9 protein-coding genes are annotated in these 23,321 nt (G+C 39.8%); 8 read left to right on the forward strand and 1 reads right to left on the reverse strand.

Annotated features, from left to right (window positions below):
- Positions 1–12: 12 nt before the first annotated feature.
- The 5 genes from ASE92_RS01885 to ASE92_RS01905 all read left to right on the forward strand — a co-directional run bounded on the left by ASE92_RS01885 (position 13) and on the right by ASE92_RS01905 (position 3,905).
- Positions 13–1,329, forward strand: coding sequence for a DUF4302 domain-containing protein (locus tag ASE92_RS01885; protein WP_056848409.1), 1,317 nt, complete (start codon positions 13–15; stop codon positions 1,327–1,329).
- A gap of 104 nt (positions 1,330–1,433) precedes the next feature.
- Positions 1,434–1,709 (forward strand): hypothetical protein, encoded by a 276-nt coding sequence (locus ASE92_RS01890; protein ID WP_235527258.1) that lies wholly within the window; start codon positions 1,434–1,436, stop codon positions 1,707–1,709.
- Between the two features lie 2 nt (positions 1,710–1,711).
- On the forward strand, positions 1,712–2,107 hold the full coding sequence (locus ASE92_RS01895) for a hypothetical protein (protein WP_056848411.1): 396 nt from the start codon (positions 1,712–1,714) through the stop codon (positions 2,105–2,107).
- A 102-nt stretch (positions 2,108–2,209) separates the two neighbouring features.
- The gene (locus tag ASE92_RS01900; RefSeq protein WP_056848412.1) at positions 2,210–2,872 is read left to right on the forward strand and encodes a DUF2461 domain-containing protein; all 663 of its coding nucleotides are present in this window, start codon (positions 2,210–2,212) and stop codon (positions 2,870–2,872) included.
- A 193-nt stretch (positions 2,873–3,065) separates the two neighbouring features.
- Positions 3,066–3,905, forward strand: coding sequence for an OmpA family protein (locus ASE92_RS01905; RefSeq protein ID WP_056848413.1), 840 nt, complete (start codon positions 3,066–3,068; stop codon positions 3,903–3,905).
- 56 nt (positions 3,906–3,961) lie between these two features.
- On the opposite strand, the gene ASE92_RS01910 is transcribed toward ASE92_RS01905, so the two are convergent.
- Positions 3,962–6,538, reverse strand: coding sequence for a hypothetical protein (locus tag ASE92_RS01910; RefSeq protein ID WP_056848414.1), 2,577 nt, complete (start codon positions 6,536–6,538; stop codon positions 3,962–3,964).
- A 214-nt stretch (positions 6,539–6,752) separates the two neighbouring features.
- Here ASE92_RS01910 and ASE92_RS01915 point away from each other — a divergent pair, with 214 nt between their 5' ends.
- From ASE92_RS01915 to ASE92_RS01925, 3 genes are read left to right on the forward strand one after another with little or no spacing between them, the layout of a single operon-like run.
- Positions 6,753–20,258 carry a putative Ig domain-containing protein gene (locus ASE92_RS01915; RefSeq protein WP_082454880.1) on the forward strand — a complete coding sequence of 4,502 codons (13,506 nt, stop codon included), beginning with the start codon at positions 6,753–6,755 and terminating at the stop codon, positions 20,256–20,258.
- A 41-nt stretch (positions 20,259–20,299) separates the two neighbouring features.
- A complete protein-coding gene (locus ASE92_RS01920) occupies positions 20,300–21,301 on the forward strand; it encodes a PorP/SprF family type IX secretion system membrane protein (protein ID WP_235527259.1) in 1,002 nt (333 codons plus the stop codon).
- A gap of 9 nt (positions 21,302–21,310) precedes the next feature.
- The gene (locus tag ASE92_RS01925) at positions 21,311–23,311 is read left to right on the forward strand and encodes an OmpA family protein (protein WP_056848417.1); all 2,001 of its coding nucleotides are present in this window, start codon (positions 21,311–21,313) and stop codon (positions 23,309–23,311) included.
- Positions 23,312–23,321: the final 10 nt, after the last annotated feature.

A 23,321-nucleotide genomic window follows, 5' to 3' on the forward strand; every position in this document is an offset into this window, starting at 1 on the left:
GAAGAAATTAACATGAAAAAAATATTTTTATACTCTTTATTGTCTTTAGCACTTTTTGCAGGCTGTAAGAAAGAGGAGGTTTTGGTTGATGGACAAAGACCTGAAGAAAGAGTTACTGAAGCAGTAACTAAATATACCAATGCCTTGACTGGCAGCACTACCGGATGGAAAGCTTTCTTATATCCTGATGGTGGTGGAGGCTATTCTTTTTACTTAAACTTTAGCAAAGAGAACAAGGTAACAATGTATGCTGATTTGGATTATGACCCGGCTGCTGAAAGTATGGAGAGCACTTATAAGGTTAAGGCTTTTCAAACTCCAACACTTTCTTTTGATACTTACAGTTACATGCATATACTTGCTGATCCGAACCCAAATACCTTTGGTGGAGTTGCAGGATGGGGTGTTTATTCAGACTTCGAATTTACATTCGACAAGCAAGTTGGCGATTCGATTATGTTAACCGGAAAATTGCTAAATAGTAAACTGATTTTAGTAAAAGCAACTGCAGCTGAACAAAAATCATTTAACGAAAAAGGTTTGCTAAAATCAATTCAGACCTCTGTAGATTATGTGGATAATAACAACAATCTTTATTTTTCTATTGTAGATGCCATCAAAGTTCAAACTTCTATCAATTATGTGAGTAAAGTTGTAACATTAATTTGGGATAATGGAAGTGGTTCAGTTACTACAGTATCTACTGGTTTTGCTTTCACTTTAACTGGAATAAGATTTAAAGAACCTTTAATTTACAAAGGTAAGTCTATAAATGAGCTTACTTGGGATCCGATTAAGGGTGTATATTTCACCACAGTTGATGGAACCCGATTGGAAATAATTGCTTCTCCAACCTCTCTTTATCCGCTTCACTTGTTAATTGGAATACAATACTCTGCTATCATAGTTCCAAATGGAACGACTTATCCAGGATGGGGATCGGAATTCATTACACGCAGGGCTTCTGCAGCTGCAGCTACCTTGGCTTCTGCTTATCGTTTAAGGCTTGATAGAATGGTATTTTCTTTTAACACCATTAATAATACGATGGTGTTAACTGCAGATATTTATCAAAATGCTAATCGTTTTGTTGGAGATTGGCCTTATACTTTCACCAAAACAACAGCTGGGGTATATAAATTTACAGCTGGTTCGCCAACAGGTAATGCCTCATTAATTGTAAATGAAATGGCACCCCTAACTACTCAACGAATCAATACAGATACCTTCACATTGGCTTACTTTACTAATCCAACAACTGGAGAGATTCTCGGTCAGTTTAGAAGTGTTCAGAATCCCAACTTTACTTTTTCGGGTTCATTACAATAATTAAAATAATTCAATATCACTCTCCCACAAACCCCGCCTCATCAGCGGGGTTTTTTTATGACATAATTTTTGCTACCCCTCACACGTTAAATCTTATATTTGCAATGATGAAAAAGACATTCACTTTTATCTTATTTTCAATTACCTGCATTTTACTTTTTACTGCTAATGCACAAGCCCAATGCGCCATGTGTAGTATAAATGCGGAGCAAGGCGTAAAAAATGGCAATACCGTTTCGGCTGGTTTAAACACGGGTGTTTTATATTTACTGGCCATTCCATACATTATGGCAATAGTAATTGGGGTAATCTGGTACAAGAAATACCGCAAGAAAAATGTGGCGTTAAATATGAAAAAAGAACCTTTTCATTTAAACTAAACATGTCTGGTAAAACTTCCAAGCTTTCTGCAATCGTAAACTGCAAATGCCCACACTGTCGTAGAGGAGATATATTTACGGGCAGTATGTATGGCTGGAACATTCAGCATACCAAAGAAATTTGCAGTTATTGTGCACAGCGTATAGAAATTGAACCTGGATATTTCTATGCGGCCATGTATGTTAGTTATGCCATGAATGTAATCGAAATGCTTCTTGTAAGCTTTATTACCTACCTGTTTTTCGGCCCACTAACAGATGCTACTTTTTGGCATTATTTGATTGCGATTTTTGCTGGTTGTTTTATTCTTTATCCTTTTAATTACCGCTACTCACGTATTATTTTGCTTCATGTATTGTCGCCAAATATTAAGTATAAAGCTTATTATGATCAATAAAAGTCAGGAGTTTTAAGTTTGAGTGTTTAACACGATATATTAATTATTGAAGATTCTAAATTGGATGGCTGTTGTACGGTTTATCCGGTTAATCATATCTATATGCTAAAAAAAGAAACCTTAAAATTTATCAAAGAGGTAGCGGAAAACAACAACCGCGAATGGTTTGCGGAAAATAAACCTAGATACGAGGAAGCGAAAGAAGATACTTTGAAACTTGTAGCAGCGCTTATACCGGAGCTGGCTAAGGTAGATCCCTTAATTTCCTCAGAAACTGATCCGAAGAAAAGCCTAATGCGTATTTATCGCGATGTGCGGTTTAGCAAAAATAAAGATCCCTATAAAAATAACTTCGGCATTTGGTTTTCTGCCAAGAGTAAAGGCGGTAATGAACCTGGTTATTATTTACACATCCAGCCAGGTAAAAGCTTTATTGCAGGCGGTTATTGGATGCCCGAAGCACCACATGTTAAACTTATCCGACAGGAAATAGATTACAATATTGACGAGTTCAAAAGCATTATTGAAGCCAAAGCATTCAAAGCAAATTTCACATTGGGCAAAACAAATGCCCTGAAAAATGCGCCGAAGGGCTATGATCCTGCAGATCCAAACATCGAGTTTTTAAAGTTAAAAAGCTTTGAGGCGACCATGCCACTAAAAGATGAAGACTTTTTTAAGCCTGATCTAGTTAATAAGTTGATAAGTTCTTTTGCAACAATACAACCTTTAGTTGCATTTTTACGAAATGCCATTGAGCAATAATCAACTGTTAATTTAATACTCAAAATAACCGACAGTCAATGCTAAACCCTTCGCAGATTTTGTACTTGATGCTAAAATCTTGAAAACAAAACATGAAACCATCATGATTTTTCAAACACATAGTGGATGAATAAATCTGATAGCTGCCTGCGGTAGCAGGGCTTAATCACTATTTAAAACAAATTATTATACGATGAAAAATACCTTCTTAGCTTTTGTCATTCTTTTATTCATTTCGTCCTTTACCTCATGTGTGGTTTTATCGCCAAAAAAATATAAAGCTTTATTGGGTAGCAAAGATTCTTTATATACTGCCTTTAATGAGGGCTTGGTAAAAATTGAGAATTTAGAGAAAGAGGTTGCGAAACTTAAGAAAGACACCACTTTGATGGCTGAAGAGTTAAGAGATTTGCAAAGCAGTTACAATGAAGTAGATGCAAATTATAAAAAGCTAAAAAATAATTCGACTACCGAAATCACAAAGCTATCTGGCGATCTGGCTGCCCGCGAAAAGCGTTTAAAAGAGGTAGAAGAGGTTTTGCGTAAACGCGATGAAGCGACCAATTCATTGAAAGAAAAGTTACAACAAGCACTGCTCGGCTTCACCAAAAGCGGCTTAACTGTAGAAATAAAGAACGGAAAGGTTTATGTTTCTCTAACAGATAAATTGTTATTTCCATCAGGTAGTATTATCATAGATGAAAAAGGGAAGCAGGCACTAACACAGTTGGCTAATGTTTTAAAACAACAGCCAGAAATTAATATTGCTGTAGAAGGCCATACCGACAATCAAAAAATAAACAACTTAGGTCAGATTAAAGATAATTGGGATTTAAGTGTGTTGAGGGCAACTTCGGTGGTACGTTATTTAACAGATAATGAGAAGGTAGAAAGCGTTAGAATGACGGCCACAGGTAAAGGAGAATTTCAGCCGCTCGGTTCAAATGCAAATGCAGATGGAAGAAGCAAAAATAGAAGAATTGAAATTGTGCTTTCTCCAAAATTGGATGAGCTTTACAACCTGATCAAATAATCTAATCGCATTAAATGAATTAGAATGCCCTTTTGATTTAATCATTAGAGCATTTTTTATTTATAAGACTTTAAAATCTTAAATGATTGTTCGAATTCGAAATTATTCAAGTTGGCATACTCTGGCATCGAAATTTTGTTTATCGATACAAACTTAAACAGCTCTTTTATAGCATTTGATACCTCTTCGGGTTTATCACAATGCTTTAGTGCATCTATTTTTAACAAAAGCAACGAAACCTCATAGACTCTAAAATCGTTTTTGAAAGCCATTTTTAAGCCTGCTTCTATCTCGGTAACTGCTTGTTCATAATTGTCTGTGCAGTTGTAAAAGCTCGCTTTGAATAAATTAAAACCTACGCTAATAAAATTGGTGTAGTAGGTATAGTCGCATTCTATCACTTTCTCCATAAATTCTAAAACTCTTTTAGCCTTCTTATAATAGTTAAGTTTAAGATAGGTATGGCCCAAATGTAACAATAGGAACGGAGAGAAGACCGAATGGCGTACATTAAAGATATTAGGATATTTATTTAAAATAGCCATAATGAATCGGTGGCATTCAGCATAATTTTTCTGTGCGAATAAAGCCAATAAAACTAATCGATAGGCCAGGATTTCGGGTGTAGTAATTAGTTTGTTGCTCAAAGGTTCACTCTTATCAATTTTTTGACATAGCCTGATAATTTTATCTTCGAGTGTTTTACTTTCATGAGGTTTTCCCGTAAGGTTATTCATGAAATATAAAATAATGTCATAAGGATTTATGGGAAATAACTCATTTAATCTTTTGTAATGGCGTTTTAGTGCATGCATTGCACTAATCAACGAAGATTTGTCTACATCGATTAAGGCAATATTACATTCGATAACCAATAGCATGATTTGGACATCTTCATTTAATACATTATCAGAAATAGTTTTAATGGTTTCCTTGTAAAGTTTACTCATTGTTCGGCCTGTAGCCAAAATATCAATAAAATTTAAGTCGATACTTTGTTTATTGAAGTTTGAGTTGGGCTTGCTTAGCTCATATTTCGAAACATTGCAAATGAAATCAAACGACATGTTTTTTTCTTCATTCGTAAATGATAGCTTCAGGATGTTTTTTAACTCAGAAATTTCATTTCTGTTGATACAGAAGCGTATAGCCCAGTTTAAAATATGATATCTTAATACTGTTCCTGGCAGAAAGGTTGCTAAAATGTATTCAAAAAATTCCTTACCTGGTTTGTAGTCAAAGCGTTCGGTAATTTGAATAAAAATGAAATAGGTATAGATATCATCGTTCAAAAAACGAACAATTTCTGTCGGTATTGCAGTGCTAAGCCGCTTTTCTTCAATTAGAATACCATCGTACAACAACTCTTGATAAGCGTCAGGATACTGATTTACAATGTCAAGTATAGATTCTTTCGCCACACGAAGACCTTTATTTCCTTTAGATATACTTCCGCTTATTTTTTTTAGCAGATATATTTTCTCGGTACTTTTTTTCGCTAAAAAGATTTTCGTTTCTAAGAAATAGTTAATAATCTCATAACAGAGAAGCGTATTGTTCAATTCGAGGGCAAGATTATCTTTTTTTAATTGATAATATACTTGCAACCAAAACGGCGTTTTAAATTGCGTCAAGAGAGCAGGGCTCACTTCATCTTGAATAACCGTTTTATCTTCAAGCTGGCTTAACACATTTAATATCTCTTCGGTATTTAACGGTGGAACATTGCTAAGTACATCAAGATCGTAAAACAAGCCATTATACCAACTCTTTGTTAAAAAAGCCGAGCCTGTTATAAGAGGCTGCAGATTAATCCAACTATTGGTTCGTAAACCAAATACCATTTTTAAGAAGTTATTTTCTTCTATGCTGTATAAAAAATCTATAAATGTTTGTAAATATTCTGTCTTGGTGAGAAATTCGTCAATTCCATCAACGATTAATATAAATCGGCCCTCTTTTTTTTCTGGATGAAGTTTGAAAAAACTAATTAAATCGTTAACGCTTTCAAATTTAAATTCCTTTAAAAACCATTGTTTTAGCGTCAGTCCATTTAGGATAATCGTATTGATACTATTCACGTTCATTAACAAAACAATATCATTTTTATACAATGCTTGTTCCGAATAAAAAAAGTGATGAACCAAGTGTGCCAGTAGGATAGATTTACCTTGGCCAGGCAATGCACTCAAAGTTGTAAACTGATAATCATTATTTAAAAAATAATCAAAATCAGGATAATAGAAACTCCTATCAGCCGTGTATACGAAAGGAATGCCGGAATTATTTTTCTTTGAAACCAGTGCAATATCACTGATATATTTAGCTTTTAGTTTAAGTGTATCCCAGGTGCTTTGTTCAGCTGAAACCTGAGTTTCTTTTTCCTTACAGAATGTATTCCAGTCTGAATAGCCTATGTATTGTGATAAGCTGTTCAAAGTAAACAAAGAAAATTTGTGTTGCGTGTTTGCGAAGCCAAAAAACCTTTTGATAGTGGTTTCACTAACATAGTTTTTAGTTTCTTGAAATATATACTCAGAAATTAGCTTACAGTGAGAAGGATCTATATTTTTTAATCCCGACTTTATAAGTACAAACTTCTTGAGTTCAGAGAGGAGTTCGTTAGTATTCATTAATTTACAGGGATGACTTCGCTAATGTCATCATAATTTCACAATGAAGGAAATTAAATGAATGTTAATTGAACGGATGAACAAAATGAACGAAAATTTCGAAAATATAATGAACAAGAATGGATAGAAAGCATGTTCATGCGAAATGTAGATTTGTCATTGAAATGTTAAGTATGAGTACTAAACACAATCAATCATCCCAATTACGCCTGACATGATGAAAATCTTTACCTCTCAATCCCATAAAGGAACAATTCGCTGTGCCCTTGCATTCGCAATTATCACTTTACTAACGTTCTTCGGTTCCGTTTCGTATGCGCAAACAAAAAATTATGCAAATTCAGTTACTGAAATTAAGCCTTTTTCATTTAGTCCATCCCGTGTAGATAATATCAACAATGCGATCAATACCAGTGATGCTAATTTTGCTACACTTAATTCGTATGGGGGGGTAGCCTTGGGCGCAGGTTCCTATTCTGGCGGAATAACTTTAAAATTTCCAAGCAGCGTTGCGGCAAATAAAACCACCTATATCAGAATTGATTTCGATCAATCGGCCCTAAACGGCTTGTTAGGAGGAACATTAGGAGGGCTCGTAGCAGACATTGTTGGAACGCTGGTTATCGGAAACCATCAATTTGAGGTTGGAGCTCTACGTCCCAATGGAACCACTATTTTAAGTCGGTCGAGTGCTTCAGGTTTCGATAATAACTCAAATATTAAAATAGTTAAAGATAAGAATGGCTACACTTTTATTGCCATCACCCCAAATGAAATTTACGATCAGGTTTATGTTGTTGACAGAACCACTGGTCTTTTACTGACTACTACTGGCAAAACCAATGTTTATTATGCCTACACTATCGATGGAAATGATAATTGCGATTTAAATACCTATGCAAATTTTGATGCAGAGGGCATCTCGTTAGATGCATTGAACCTGGCTGGAGCAGAAAATTTCGATTTTCAAAAGGTAATAGATAATGATAAAAATAGTTTCTATAACCTAAGCACAGGCGTGTTGGGCGTAGCGGCCTCAAAAAGTGTAAACGTTTACTTTCCTACACTGTCAAATACAACCGATAATATAAATTTACGTTTCAGAACTTCGCCTGCTTTGGTAAACCTAAAGCTGTTCGATAATTTAAGGGTTACTGCTTACCGCGGAAATACGCCCGTTTACAGTGCTGCGGCATCCAGCTTACTGGGCTTAGATTTGCTGGGCTTGTTGAACAGTGGTCAGGCTGTAACAGTACCGTTTGCTCCGGGGGTTGCTTTTGATCGGGTTTCGGTGAGATTATCAACACTCGTAAGTGCTAACGTTACTCAGTATGTAGAGATTTATGACATTAGTAGAAGCCCTGCATTTCCAACTTTTACGGCGCCTATTTCAAATGCAGTTAATATATGTTACAATACAAGCGCTAACTTACAAGCTACCACTGCACTCGGAAATCAGTTGATATGGTATGACGTTGCTGATGGAGGAAATGCTTTATCAACACAGACATATAATGGCACATTTACAACACCAGCGTTAACAGCAAATAAAACTTATTATGTTGCCTCACGAAGAGCAGGCTGTACAGCAGAATCTGTACGGGTTCCAGTGACCGTAACGGTAAATCCAATCATTAATTTTGCTGGTGGCACGCTTACAAATGCAACAAGTGGTTCAACTTATAATAAACAAATTTCGCCTGCTACAGGCGGAACGCCAGGTTTTACCTATGCTTTGGCTGCGGGTAGCACTTTGCCGGCCGGATTAACACTTTCTACAACTGGAGATATAGCTGGCAGGCCAACCCTCGCCAATAACTATAGTTTTTCTATAGTTGCAACGGATACGAAGGGCTGTAGTGCAACCGCAACCTACACCCTCACCGTTACAGAGCCCTTGACTTTGGTTCCAGGTGCATTGCCTGACGGAGTAACAAATGTTTCGTATCCTACTCAGATTATTCCAGCTGCTACAGGCGGTACAGGCCCTTACACTTATGCAGCTACCAACGTTCCTGCCGGTTTAACATTCAATGAAACAACAAGAGAAATTACCGGAACGCCAACGGTACCAGGCAATAATACTGTTCTGGTTACTGTTACGGATGCAAACGGCAATACGGTAACATCAAATTATACCCTTAAAATAACCGATCCGTTAGTTTTGCCACCTGCAACTTTAGCAAATGGAACAACCGGAACAAATTATACTCCACAAATTATCCCTGCAGCTACGGGCGGTACAGGCCCATACACTTATGCAGCTACAGGGTTACCAGCAGGATTAACATTTACACCTGGCACCAGAGCGATAGCGGGAACGCCAACTTTGGCAGGGACGTATCCAGTGTCTGTTACGGCTACAGATGCAGATGGTAAAACGGTAACAACTGTTTATTCTATTACCATATTAGATCCGCTGGTATTGCCACCAACTAGCCTTACTGATGGAACTGAAAAAGTTGTTTACCCATCACAAACCATCCTTCCAGCCACTGGAGGTTCAGGAGCTTACACTTATGTTGCTTCAAATCTTCCTGCTGGAATAACTTTTGATCCGAGCACCCGCAGCATTTCGGGTACACCGGCACAAGCAGGTAACTATTCTATATTAATTACGGTTACTGATGAGGGTGGAAGAACGGCAAGCAGATCTTATCCTTTAACAGTAATTGGAACGCTCAATTTACCATCAATTACCTTAGCAGATGGAACGGTTGGAACAGCTTACCCAGCCAAAACCTTGCCAGCCGTATCTAACGGAACTCCACCTTATACCTATACAGCAACTGGTTTGCCGCAAGGAATGGCTTTTAATCCGAACACAAGAGAAATTTCAGGAACCCCAATTGAAGGAGGTACCTTTGGGATATCTTTAACGGCAACAGATGCTGGTGGTAACAGTGCCACAACAACCTACACGCTTAATGTCAGTATTAATGCGCCAATAGTTGCATCCGCCACTGTTTGTTCGGGTGCTGGTGCAACCGTATCGGTAAGCAATCTTATCTCTGGTGCAAACATCACTTATAGATTATATAGTTCAACTGGCAATACGCCAATACAAACTAATACTACTGGAATATTTAATACTCCAGTAGTAACCAATCAAACTACTTTTTACATCGATGCTGTTTCTGGCACCGCGGTAAGTTCGAAAACTTCAGTTGTTGTTTCGGTAAATCCACCTGCAACGTTACCTACAGTAGCAAGCAGTAATATTGCAATCAATGTTGGTCAAACAGCTACACTAACAGCTACTTTTGATGCAGGAAATACCATTGCCTGGTATGAAGTTGCAACAGGTGGAAATCCGGTTGGCACCAGTGCTACATTTACTACACCAGCGCTATCAGCAACTAAAACTTATTATGCTCAAACAACCAGTTCGGCGGGTTGCCCGAGTACTTCTCGTGTTCCGGTTACCGTTACGGTTGTTCCCACTTCGGGTACTACGGCATGTAATGCTGCTGGAAGCCAAAGCACAGCAATTACGGGAATCTGTATTGCATGTGGTATAACAGGCGCAGGAAATTCTACTGATGCTAATCCAAATAATTTTACCAGATTAACATTAGGTGTGGGGGTTGGAGCAACAGGTGTGCAACAACTTATTTTTCCTAATGTAGGTGTGGCCACAGATAGTATTCGGGTAAACTTAGGTTTGCCAGGTGGTCTGGCCGACGTGGGTGTTTTGAATAACATTACCTTAACGGTTTTAAATGGAACAACAGTTGTAAAATCAGTTCAGATAAACGGCGGATTATTATCTCTAACGCTTTTGGGTGGAGGAAGATTTGCCTCTACATTAGTTGCAGGCGGCGCTTACGACCGCGTTCAGGTAAGTTTCGGAGGTGTAGTTTCAGCAGTTAGCAGCTTAGATATTTATGGTGCAACGGTTATTTACCCAAATCCAACCATTATCTCTGGTGCTCAATCTATTTGTGCTGGTACTACAGCTAAGTTATCTGTTACACCGGTAACAGGAACTACTGTGAGTTATTTCGATAGCCCGATTAGTGCAACTGTTTTAAATCCTGACGGTGGTGATTTTACAACCCCAGCGCTTTCATCCAATACAACTTATTACCTTCAGGTTAATAAATTGATCAACGGTGTTTTGTGTTCAAATCCAACCAGAACTCCGATTGCCATAACCGTAAATCCTGCTATAGTATTTAATGGCAGTACATTAACAAATGCAAGTATCTCGTTCCCATACAATCAACAATTACCATTAGCCACAGGTGGTACACCGGGCTTCACTTATACCTTAGCATCAGGAAGCACTTTGCCAGCAGGTTTATCCTTATCTAGTTCAGGATTAATCTCGGGAACACCAACTGCCTCAGGAGATCCAACATTTTCAGTAGTTGCTACAGACAATAAAAATTGTTCGGCAACGGCAATATTTAATTTCGCAGTAACGCCAGCATTGGCTTTGGCCGGTGCTGCGTTACCTGATGGCGTAACCGGAACATTATATCCAACACAAACCATCCCTGCCGCAACTGGTGGTACAGGGCCATTAACTTATTCTGCTGTAAATCTTCCTCCTGGATTAAGTTTCAATCCAACAACCAGAGAAATTACGGGTACACCTACTCAACCTGGGAATTATATTATCCCGGTAACAGTTACTGATGCTAATGGATATTCCATCACTTCAAATTATACTTTAAAAGTAACCGATCCATTATCATTACCCGCAGCAAGCCTGGCAAACGGAACAAATGGATTAGTTTATCCTACCCAAACTATTCCTTCCGCAATTGGAGGTACAATGCCATACAGCTATGCAGCAACAGGTTTACCAACGGGATTAACATTTAATCCAGCAACAAGAGAAATCTCTGGAACCCCAACACAATCTGGTACTTTCCCAATTCCAGTTACAGTAACTGATTCTACAGGAAAAACAGCTACTACAACTTATTCTATTACAGTTATCGATCCGTTAACGCTGCCACCAGCGACATTGGCAGATGGCAATGAGAACGTAAATTATCCTGTTCAAACTATTCCTGCTGCAATTGGCGGCGTTGGTCCATATACTTATACGGCAACCAATCTTCCGGCAGGATTACAATTTAACCCTGGCACACGCGAAATTACTGGTGTTCCAACGCAAGCTGGAAATTATGTTGTAACTGTAAGCGTTGTTGATAGCGAGGGTAGAACCGCAAGTAATAATTATGCACTGAAAGTAATAGGTGCACTAAACTTGCCTTCAGCAACACTTCCAAATGGTGTAGTGGGTACCAGCTATCCAAAACAAACACTTCCGGAAGTTACAGGAGGTACAGGCCCTTACACTTATACAGCAACCAATCTTCCCCCTGGATTAAACTTTAATACCAATACCAGGGAAATTACAGGCGTACCAACTTCGGGAGGCAATTATACCGTCTTGCTAACTGCAAGAGATGCCAATGGTAATGTAGCCACAACAGGTTACAGCATCACGGTAACGGTAAATGCGCCTGTGGTAGCAAATGTTGCAGTTTGCTCTGGTTCGCCAGCTACGTTAACTGTAAGCAACCCAATTGCTGGTGTCACTTATAATTTGTATGGAGCAACAGGTTCCACACCGTTGGCCACCAACAATACTGGCGTATTTACAACAGGAGCAATAACTGCTCAAACTGTATTTTATGTTGAGGCGGTTTCTGGAACTGCAGTAAGTGCCAGAACAGCGGTAACCGTTTCAATAAATCCGCCGGCAACTTTAGCAACTGTATCTACCAATAACCAGGTCATTAATCCAAATCAATCAACTACTTTATTGGCAACAGCTGATTCAGGTAATACCATTACCTGGTTTGATGCAGCTACTGGCGGTACACAAGTTGGGTCTGGAACTTCATTTACTACACCAGCATTAAATTCTACAACAACATATTATGTTGAAACCACCAATAGCAATGGTTGCGTAAGCGCAAGCAGGGTTCCGGTAACAGTAACTGTTATTCCTGTTGGTACTGGCACCGCATGTAATGCAGCCAATAGTCAAAGCAGTGGCATTACTGGGATTTGCTTGTTGTGCGGAATTTCCGGGGCAGGGAACGCTACAGATACCGATCCGAATAATTTCACAAGAATCACTTTAGCAGTTGGTGTCGCATCAAGCGGATATCAACAATTAAGATTCCCGATAGGAGGTACTGCTACAGATAGTGTTCGATTAGATTTGGCTTTGCCAGGCGGTTTATTGGATCTTCAGCTGCTTAATAATACAACCGTAACCATTTTAAACGGAACTACTGTTGTAAGAACGGTACAGTTGGGGTCATCACTTGTCAATCTTCAACTTTTAAGTGGAAGCCGATTTGCCGCAAGCATTTTAGCTGGCGCACCATTTGATCGGGTAGAGGTACGTTTCGGTGGTGTGGTTTCTGCTGTAACCAGTTTAGATGTTTACGGCGCAACAATCGTATATCCAAATCCAACGGTTACCGCTGGCTCACAAACAATTTGTGCAGGTAGTACTGCTACTTTAACAGCTACAGCAAACGGAGGTACAACTATAGCCTGGTATAATGCCGCTGGCGATGAAGTAGCCACGGGTGCTACCTTTACCACTCCAGCATTAACCGCTACAACAACTTATTACATTCAGGTATCAAGAGGTACTTGTGCAAATCCAAACCGTATTCCGGTAACGGTTACGGTAACACCAGCACTGGCTGTACCTACAGTAGCAACGGTTGCTGCAAGCTGTGCAGGTAGCCCAGCTATATTATCTGTAAGCAATCCAATTGCTGGGGTAACTTACAATTGGTACAGTACTCAAACTGGTGGAACTCCGGTTTTAACAGGCGCAACGGTAACTACTCCGGCACTTACCGCTAACACTACCTATTATGTAGAGGCCTCTCAAGGAAGTTGCTTGAGTACGGGCAGGGCGACAGTATTGGTTCCGGTCAATCCTGCACCATCGTTACCTGTGTTGGCAACAAGCTCATCTTCAGTAGCCCCTGGGCAAACTGCAATTTTAACAGCTAGCTCATCAGAGGCAAATATTACTTTCAATTGGTATAATTCAGCAACATCTACTACGCCGGTTTATGTTGGTCCAACTTATGTTACGCCAGCATTAACCACCACTACCACTTATTATGTTGAAGCCGTTTCTGCAAATGGATGTGCTTCAACTGCTCGGGCTCAGATTACGGTTACCGTTAACACGGGAGGAGCTCCAAACCCTGTTCCTTGCGAAGCGGCAATAGCACAAACTAACGGTGTTGTAGGTTTAGGCTTACTGGCTGGTGTATTTAACCCCGGTTTAGCCATTGATAATGATACCCAAACAGGATCTTCATTAATTTTACCAGTTGGCGCCTTAGGCGGATCGGTTTTCCAAAGGGCAAGTTTTGGTTCGGTATCTACTTTAGGTGATACCGTGAGGGTGTTGGTTTCAGCGCCTGGAAGATTGCTTTCATTAAGTGTTTTAGGTAATACACAAATCACCACCTATCTTGGAACAACCAGCAACGGCGATTCGAGAACAGTAAATAGTGGGTTATTGAACGTTCAGTTATTAAGTGGAGATACTCAAGCCTTACTTACGTTTGTGCCGACGGCAACATTTGATGGGGTTGAGGTGAGATTAAACGGAGGAATTGCTTCTGCATTAACCTCGTTGAATTTTAACTATGCACAGCGCATTCTGGTTGCACCAACAGTTGTTTTTGCAAATGTAAACGCATGTGAAGGTCAAACTACTCAGTTAACGGTAAGCAATCCATCATCAAACTTAACATACAGATGGTATGATGCTGCCGGTACTTACCTTACAGGCAAGGATGGCATTATTTTTACCACACCAACTTTAACTGCCGATACTAAGTTCTTCGTGGCAGCTGTGTCTGCATCAGGTTGTGTGAGTTACAGAACGGCAGTAAATGTGTCGGTTACTCCGGCGCCATTACAACCAGAATTATTATCACCAGACGTGGAAACCTGTCAAAATGCTTCGGTTATATTCCAGGTTAAAAATCCAATTGCTGGAACTACCTACAGATGGTACAACAGTGCAGATGTTTATCAGGCAGGTTTCGATGGACCAACCTTTACGGTTTCTAATGTTATTGCAAACAGCACTTATCGTGTTGAAGCAGTGAATAGCTGCGGTTCAACATCTGACAAAGCAACAGCAACGATTATCATCGGTAATATTGAAGCTCCAGTTGTAACTCCATCGGCTGTGACCATTACAGAAGGTTCGGTAGCCTCTTTAACTGCCACTTCGAGCACAGCAGGCGTAACGATTAACTGGTACACCACCGAAACAGGAACAACTCTGGCTTATTCCACTACAAATTCTGCAACAAGTGATTTTGTTACACCACCACTCACAGGCAATACATCGTATTTTGTTGAAGCAATCATCCCTGGTGGATGTACCTCAGCGAGAGCGCGTGTTGATGTAACTGTAATTCCTAATGGTTCACCAGTGCCTACCCCATGTGGTGCCGCAATATCGGAAACCAATGGTGTATCAGGAGGGATAAGCTTAGGAGCAGGTGTAATTAATCCAAATAACGCTATTGATGGCAATGTAAATACAGGTTCAACATTAGTTATTCCTGTCGGATTATTAGGATCGTCAGTTTATCAAAGATTAAAATTCTCATCGATTTCAAATGTTGGTGATACTTTAAGATTAAAAATTACCACTCCAGGTCAGTTGTTATCATTGGGCCTATTGCCAAACGTTGTTGTAACCACTTATTTAAATGGGAACAGTAATGGTGATGTTACTGCAGTATCAAATCCATTAATTAGTTTGAGGTTATTAGCTGGTAGCAACTCGGGAATATTAACCATTGTTCCAACAAGTCGTTTTGATGAAGTGGAGTTAAGATTAAATGCCGGTTTACTTGGTGCTTTAACAGCCATCAATTTTGATTATGCACAAAAAACCATCGTTACACCTACTTTAACTACCAATACCGTAAGTGTATGTCAGGGTTCTGCTGCAACACTAAGTGTTCAAAATCCTCAGGCAGGAATTACTTACAAATGGTATGCAGGAACAACATATACAGGAAAAAATGGGGCAACCTTCACAACCGACCCAACGTTAGCATCAGGTACTTATGAATATGCTGTAACTGCTAGTGCTGATGGTTGCGAAACAGTTAAAGTAAAAGCAACGGTTACCGTTCTGGCTCCGCCAACACCACCGGTTCCTTCTACAGGTAATCCATTAACAACCTGTTTAAATACACCGGTTGAGTTAAGTGTGGTTGCTGTAACGGGTATCACTTATAATTGGTACGATCAACCTGTAAATGGTAACCTCTTGGTAACCAATAATAACAAATTTACAACGCCAGCAAATTTATCAGTTGGAACATATAACTATTATGTAGAGGCGGTTAGTGCTAATGCTTGCGCTAACCCAACGAGAACAAAAATTTCGGTTACCGTAAATCCTGCGGCTTTAGCCAGCGATATTACCGTAACCGGCAATACATCGCTTTGCGCAACTGGAACTACTGTATTAACCGCAACAAGTACCATCCCTAATCCAGTGTTTAATTGGTATAGCGATGCTGCCTTAACCCAGTTATTGGCTGGTAATACCGCAACCTTTACTACACCTGCAATTACCACCCCAACTAAGTTTTATGTTAGCGTTAGCGGCGACAACAGATGTGCGAACACTGCTGGTAACGGAAGCGAGGTTTCGGTTAACATTAATCCTGTAGCAATAGCAACGGATATCATGTTAAGCGGACCAACATCGGTTTGCGGCGGAGCAACAGTTACGCTGAATGCCCAAAGCACTACAGTAACTAATCCGGTGTTTACCTGGTATAGCGATGCAAGCCTAACTACCGTAGTCAATACAACTTCACAATTTACTACACCTGTTTTAACCGCTAATACAACTTACTATGTAACGGTTAAGGGCGATAATAAATGTGAAAATACGGCGAGCACAGCAAGAGCGATTACGATTACGGTAAATCCATACGCTACAGCTGCTGATATTAATGTAAATGGCATCACCTCAATTTGTAAAGGTGAAAGCGCATTATTATCCGTTTCAGCTGCTGCAATCATAAATCCGATATTTACCTGGTATAGTGATGCCGCATTATCAAATCCAGTATTTACCGGAGCATCGTTTAATACAGGTAGCTTAAATAATAATGCTACTTATTATGTAACTGTGAAGGGCGATAACAAATGTGAAAATCAGCCTAATGCAGCTAAAGTAATCGCGGTAACAATTAAAGAATTTGGAACTGCAGCCGATATCACCGTGGCCAATACACAAATTTGTTCGGGTTCATCAACTGTGTTGGTAGCTTCGAGCCTAACCGTTACCGATCCTGTATTTACCTGGTACAATGATCCATCATTGACCAGCGTAGCATTTACCGGTCCAATTTTTACTGTAAATAACTTAACAGGAACTACCACATATTATGTAACAGTTAAAGGATCCAACAGATGTGAAAATACGGCTGCGAATGCTAAAGCTGTTGTGGTGACGGTTAACCCGCTTGCTACACCTACAGATATTATTGTAACGGGTGGTACAACTGCTTGTGCAGGATCTTCAATTGTACTCACAGCAAGTTCGCCAAGTGTAACCAACCCGCAATTTACCTGGTACAGTGATGCAGCTTTAACCAACATTACTGCTCTGGGCAGTACCTTTACCACACCGGTATTATCAGCAAGTACTACTTATTATGTAACTGTTAAAGGGGATAATAAATGTGAGAATGCTGCTGGAAATGGTAAGGCAATAGCCATAACTGTAACACCGGTTGCCACTGCAAGTGATGTTACTGCCAACGATGCTTCTATCTGCGCAGGTTCATCTGCCGCGTTAGTGGCAACAACTACAACGGTTACCAACCCGGTATTTACCTGGTACAACGATGCGGCCTTAACTTCGGTTGCATTTGTAGGCGCAACATTTAACACATCGCCACTAACCGCAACAACAAGATACTACCTAACTGTAAAGGGCGATAACAGATGCGAAAGTTCTGCATCAACAGCGAAAGTAGTTACGGTAACGGTGAACGAAGTGGCGACGGCAGCAGATATCACGCTGTCAAATCCAACAGTAATCTGTGGTTCTGGAACAGCAACAATCAATGCAAGTTCTACAACCGTAACTAGTCCGGTGTTTACCTGGTACAACGATGCTTCGTTAACCAGCGTGGCATTTGTCGGTCCGATTTTTACAACGCCAGCTTTGAGCATCACTACCACTTATTATGTAACTGTTAAAGGAAGTAATAAATGTGAGAACACCGCTGCGAGCGCTAAACCGGTAACGATTATTGTAAACCCAATAGCGTTAGCAAGTGATATTACCACTACAGGAACAACGTCAATATGTAATGATTCGGGCACAACATTAACCGCATCGAGCACTACTATTAACAATCCGGTATTTACCTGGTATAGTGATGCAGCACTTAATAATGTAATATTTACAGGTGCAGTATTTACAACACCAGTATTATCAGCCAATACCACCTATTATGTAACGGTGAAAGGAGATAACAAGTGTGAAAATTCGGCAGCCAGTGCAAAAGCAGTAGCGATAATTGTAACTACAGTCGCCAGCGCAAGTGACGTTACTGCCAACGATGCTTCTATCTGTGCAGGTTCATCTGCCGCGTTAGTGGCAACAACTACAACGGTTACCAACCCGGTATTTACCTGGTACAACGATGCGGCCTTAACTTCGGTTGCATTTGTAGGCGCAACATTTAACACATCGCCACTAACCGCAACAACAAGATACTACCTAACTGTAAAGGGCGATAACAGATGTGAAAGTTCTGCATCAACAGCAAAAGTAGTTACGGTAACGGTGAACGAAGTGGCTACGGCAGCAGATATCACGCTATCAAATCCAACAGTAATCTGTGGTTCTGGAACAGCAACAATCAATGCAAGTTCTACAACGGTAACTGGTCCGGTGTTTACCTGGTATAACGATGCTTCGTTAACCAGCGTGGCATTTGTTGGTCCGATTTTTACAACGCCAGCTTTGAGCACCACTACAACTTATTATGTAACTGTTAAAGGAAGTAATAAATGTGAGAACACCGCTGCTAGCGCTAAACCGGTAACGATTATTGTAAACCCTAGAGCTTTAGCAATTGATCTCGCTGTTGGCGGAACAACTACTGTATGTACTAGTGGCATAACAACATTGACTGCAACGAGCACCACGGTTACTAATCCAATTTTTACCTGGTACAGCAATGCAGCACTAACATCAGTAGTGTTTACAGGTGCATCATTCACTACACCTGCATTAACTTCCAATACCACCTATTATGTTACCGTGAGGGGAGATAATAAATGTGAAAATGCAGCTTCAAATGCGGTTGCAGTAGCGATCACAGTGAGTGCAATTCCTAATAGCCCTATAGTGGCAACGGCAGGAACCAGTATATGTTCTGGCGAGCCAACAACACTTACGGTTACAAATGCACAAACAGGTGTAACCTACGAGTGGTACACTGCTGCAACTGGTGGTAGTTTATTGTTCACTGGTACTTCTTACACCACTTCGGTAATCAATACCACTACCGATTATTATGTACAAGCAGTGGGCGCTGGCGGATGTAATAATAATGGTGGAAGAGTAAAAGTAACCGTAACTGTTAATCAGAAACCAAACGTTCCAACGGTTACATCAGCAAATGTGAGCGTTTGTATAGGAAACTCGGCGGTGTTAACTGTTTCAAATCCTCAAGCAAATGTGGTTTACAATTGGTATAGCGTACCTAATGGAGGTGTAATTGCAGGAACGGGAAGTTCTTTCACCACTCCAGCAATAACAACCAATACCACTTATTATGTAGAAGGTGCAAATGGATCTTGTTTATCATCAACAAGAACCCCGGTAAATGTGGTTGCACTACCAGTGCCAGTGGCGCCTGCTTCGGTTACTGCCGCAAATGCAACTATTTGTGCCGGAAGCAATACCATATTAACTGTTAATAATCCAGTATCAGGTTTAATCTACAGATGGTACACAACAAGTTCAAACGGAAGTTCGATTGGCGAGGGCATTACATTTACTACACCTAACATTACTACCACCACCATTTTCTATGTGGAAAGTATTGCAGTGGGTGGTTGTGCAAGCCCAACAAGAACAGCGGTTACCGTAACGGTGCTTCCAGTATTAGTTGCGCCTTCGGTTGTCGTTCAATCTACTACACCAAATAGCGTAACGTTTGCATGGGCAGCAGTTAATGGTGCAACAGGCTACGAAGTTTCAACGGATAATGGTTTAACCTGGCAAGCTGCAGTAGGAACCAGTTACCTGGCTTCAGGTTTAAAACCAGATCAGGCAGTTACCATAATTGTTAGAGCTAAAGGCCAGTTAGATTGCCAAACCAGTGCAAATTCTACCCCAGTAACAGGTAAAGCAAGTAATCCATTGGGTAACCAGATTTATATTCCGAATGCATTCACGCCAAATAACGATGGTAAAAACGATGTATTCTTAATTTATGGAAATACCATAGCAAGTGCTAAAATGTCCATTTATACACAATGGGGCCAGTTGATTTTCCAATCTGACAACGTTTCTAACGGATGGGATGGAACTTTCAAAGGTGTTAATCAACCAATCGGTGTATATGTGTTCATGGTAGAGGTTCAGTTAACGGATGGATCAACTGTGGTTAAAAAAGGAACAGTTACTTTATTGAGATAACGATGTGCAGGTTAATTTATAAACAGAAAAAATCAAATTCCATGAAAATAATTTCGAATTTAAAAGTATATGTAGCTGTTTTGGGCTTGGTTATCTGCACAGCTAAATCATTTGCTCAAACAGATCCACATTTTTCTCAGTACTATGCGTACCCTCTTTGGCTAAACCCGGCTTTAACGGGAGTGGTTGATGGAGACTACAGGGCAAGTTTAAATTTTAAACAGCAGTGGGGCGCTCTTAATAGTTCATTTCTCACTGGCGGTGCCTCTTTTGATATGGCTCCAAAGAAAAACCTTGCTTTTGGCGCTACTGTATTAAACCAAAGGGCTGGTGAGTTGGATTTTAACTATCTAACTGCTCTTGTGTCTGGGTCGTATCGCCTAAGGTTCGGTTTCGAGGGTTTGCAAATGATTAGTTTTGGTTTGCAGGCTGGGATTATCAACAGAAGTTTCGATTTTTCACAGGGCCGCTTTGGTAACCAGTTTAATCCAATTTCTGGTTATGATGGAGGCATGATGAGCGGCGAAACTTTCCAGTCTCAATCTTCATTAGTACCGGATGTAAATGCAGGTATTATGTACTTTGATGGTAACCCGAATAAGAGTGTAAATGTCTTCGTTGGCGCAAGTGCTGCCCACCTCACTATGCCTGTTGATCGTTTTTCTGGTTCAAATTCTCGCATACCGGTGCGTTTTACCGGGCATGGCGGCGCCAGGATTAGGGCGTCGGAGTTGTTAGATATCGTTCCAAATGCATTGGTCATGTATCAGGGAAATACCAATGAAATTTCTTTAGGTGCATACGCACAGTTGAATATTAATCCATCATCAAATATTCTTTTTGGTGGTAATTATCGTGTAAAAGATGCGGCCATAGCTTTTGTAGGCTTGCAATTACAAAATATGGTTTTCGGACTAAGTTATGATGTTAATACTTCAAATTTCAGCAGAGCTTCAAACAGCAACGGCGGTTTTGAATTGTCTATCTCGCTTATCGGGCGAAATGGCATCATCGGTCCAAATTTCTTCTGTCCACGTTTATAATAATTTAAAATGAAAAGAATACTACTGTTTTTATTTTTAGCATCTTTTGGCTATGCAAACGCTCAATTTGTAGTCAATTACAAAAGAGTTGCTGATACTTATTTCGAGAACAAAGATTATTATGCGGCATCAACCTTTTACAAAAAGGCATTAAAAATTACTGGCGATAGCACACAGGCCATCTTGCCTTATGGTACAGAGAGAAAAACTGCGAAGGATGATAAATTGATGGAAGATTATGAAGAATCAATTTATAACCTTGCAGAATCTAGCCGTTTATATAGAGAATATGCGGAGGCAGAAAAGTATTATGCAGTAGCGATAACCTTTTCCAATACACGTTATCGCAAAGCTCAATTTTATTATGCGGAATGTTTAAGAGCCAATAAAAAATTCACACCTGCCATTCAGGCCTTTGAAACTTTTATCTCGAAGAATCCAAACGATCCATTAGTTAAAAACGCAAACAAGGAGATTGCCTCTTGCAAGTTTGCACTTGAGGAAATGCGCTTCCCGAGAATGGTGGAGGTTAGAAAGCTGGCCAATAATGTAAATGGATTAGGATCTAATTATGCTCCAGTTAAATTGGGCAATGCTTTTTATTTTACATCTTCTCGTCCGGTATCTATCACCGGAAAAAAGGATGTTGTGAAAACCGATGCAGGCGATGTGCAAATTTCCACAAAGGCAAATCCGTTCATTAACAACCTGTATACTACCAAAAGCGATTTAAAGGTATCTGATATTTCGGTTAAAATGATGGACATTAATCTGCCGAAAAGCATAGAAGTTGCTGCGGCAAGCTTTACGCCTGAAGGAAACAGGGTATATTTCACTTATTGGAAAGAACGGGAGAAATATGCGATTTACACCGCAACTAAAATGGATAATAAATGGTCTGATCCGGTACCAGTAGGATTAGAAATCAATAGTAAAGATTTTAACTCGAGCCAGCCGTATGTAACGGCAGATGGAAAATTTTTACTTTTTTCTTCTGATAGAAGTGGGGGCTACGGAAAGTTCGATTTATGGTACTGTGCGCTTCGAGAAGATGGAACTTTAGGTCAGGCCGTAAATATGGGGCCAACCATTAATACAGAAGATGATGAACGTGCGCCATATTACAATACCATAACCAGAAAATTATTGTTTAGTACCGATGGAAGAGTGGGCTTGGGCGGCTTGGACTTTTTCGAAGCCGAAGGAGATTTAATTACCTGGACAGTACCTAAAAACCTGGGCTATCCGTTTAATTCATCGAAAGATGATATCTATTTTACCGCCATTGATGATCAAGGTACCAAAGGATACATTAGTTCTGACAGGGAATCATCGTGCTGTTTAGAAGTTTTCGAAGTTAAAAAGGAGTTTTTTAATATCAGCGGCATTCTTACCGATTGCAAAACAAAATTGCCATTGGCAGGTGCTACTGTGACTTTCTCTAACATAGAAAACAATCAAAAACAAACCACTGGTACAGATGGTAAATATACGTTCAGAACAGATTCAAAACGACCTGTAAAGTTGCTTTTTGCGAAGGATAATTATTTCTCCATTACCAAAAATTATTCTTACGAGGAGCTTGCAAAAGCCGATACTATGATTTATAAAGACTATTGTCTGAGTCCTTTTAAACTAGGAATTCCAATTGCCTTAGATAATATTTATTATGAATTCAACAGCGCAGAACTTACGGAGCCATCTAAAAAAGTGCTGGATTTTCTTATCCCAATTATGGAAGATAATCCAGAAATGGAGATTGAGTTGGGTTCGCATACCGATAATATTGGTACCGATGAATACAATTTAAATTTATCGAACGAAAGGGCTAAATCTTGCGTTGATTACCTGGCTAGCAAAGGAATTTCCGAAGCCCGTTTAACATCTAAAGGCTATGGGGAATCGATGCCTATTGCACCAAATGAGATTGGAAAGGGCAAGAAGAAAAAAGATAATCCAGATGGAAGAGCCAAAAACAGGCGTACAGAATTTAAAGTTACAAAGAAATAGAATTTAATTA

This window comes from Pedobacter sp. Leaf41 (genome assembly GCF_001422545.1).
Taxonomy (GTDB): Bacteria; Bacteroidota; Bacteroidia; order Sphingobacteriales; family Sphingobacteriaceae; genus Pedobacter.

Coding starts and splice junctions, on each gene's coding strand:
- ASE92_RS01915 (WP_082454880.1), top strand. CDS start 6,753: ATGATGAAAATCTTTACCTCTCAATCCCATAAAGGAACAATTCGCTGT.
- ASE92_RS01885 (WP_056848409.1), top strand. CDS start 13: ATGAAAAAAATATTTTTATACTCTTTATTGTCTTTAGCACTTTTTGCA.
- ASE92_RS01895 (WP_056848411.1), top strand. CDS start 1,712: ATGTCTGGTAAAACTTCCAAGCTTTCTGCAATCGTAAACTGCAAATGC.
- ASE92_RS01900 (WP_056848412.1), top strand. CDS start 2,210: ATGCTAAAAAAAGAAACCTTAAAATTTATCAAAGAGGTAGCGGAAAAC.
- ASE92_RS01905 (WP_056848413.1), top strand. CDS start 3,066: ATGAAAAATACCTTCTTAGCTTTTGTCATTCTTTTATTCATTTCGTCC.
- ASE92_RS01920 (WP_235527259.1), top strand. CDS start 20,300: ATGAAAATAATTTCGAATTTAAAAGTATATGTAGCTGTTTTGGGCTTG.
- ASE92_RS01925 (WP_056848417.1), top strand. CDS start 21,311: ATGAAAAGAATACTACTGTTTTTATTTTTAGCATCTTTTGGCTATGCA.
- ASE92_RS01890 (WP_235527258.1), top strand. CDS start 1,434: ATGATGAAAAAGACATTCACTTTTATCTTATTTTCAATTACCTGCATT.
- ASE92_RS01910 (WP_056848414.1), bottom strand. CDS start 6,538: ATGAATACTAACGAACTCCTCTCTGAACTCAAGAAGTTTGTACTTATA.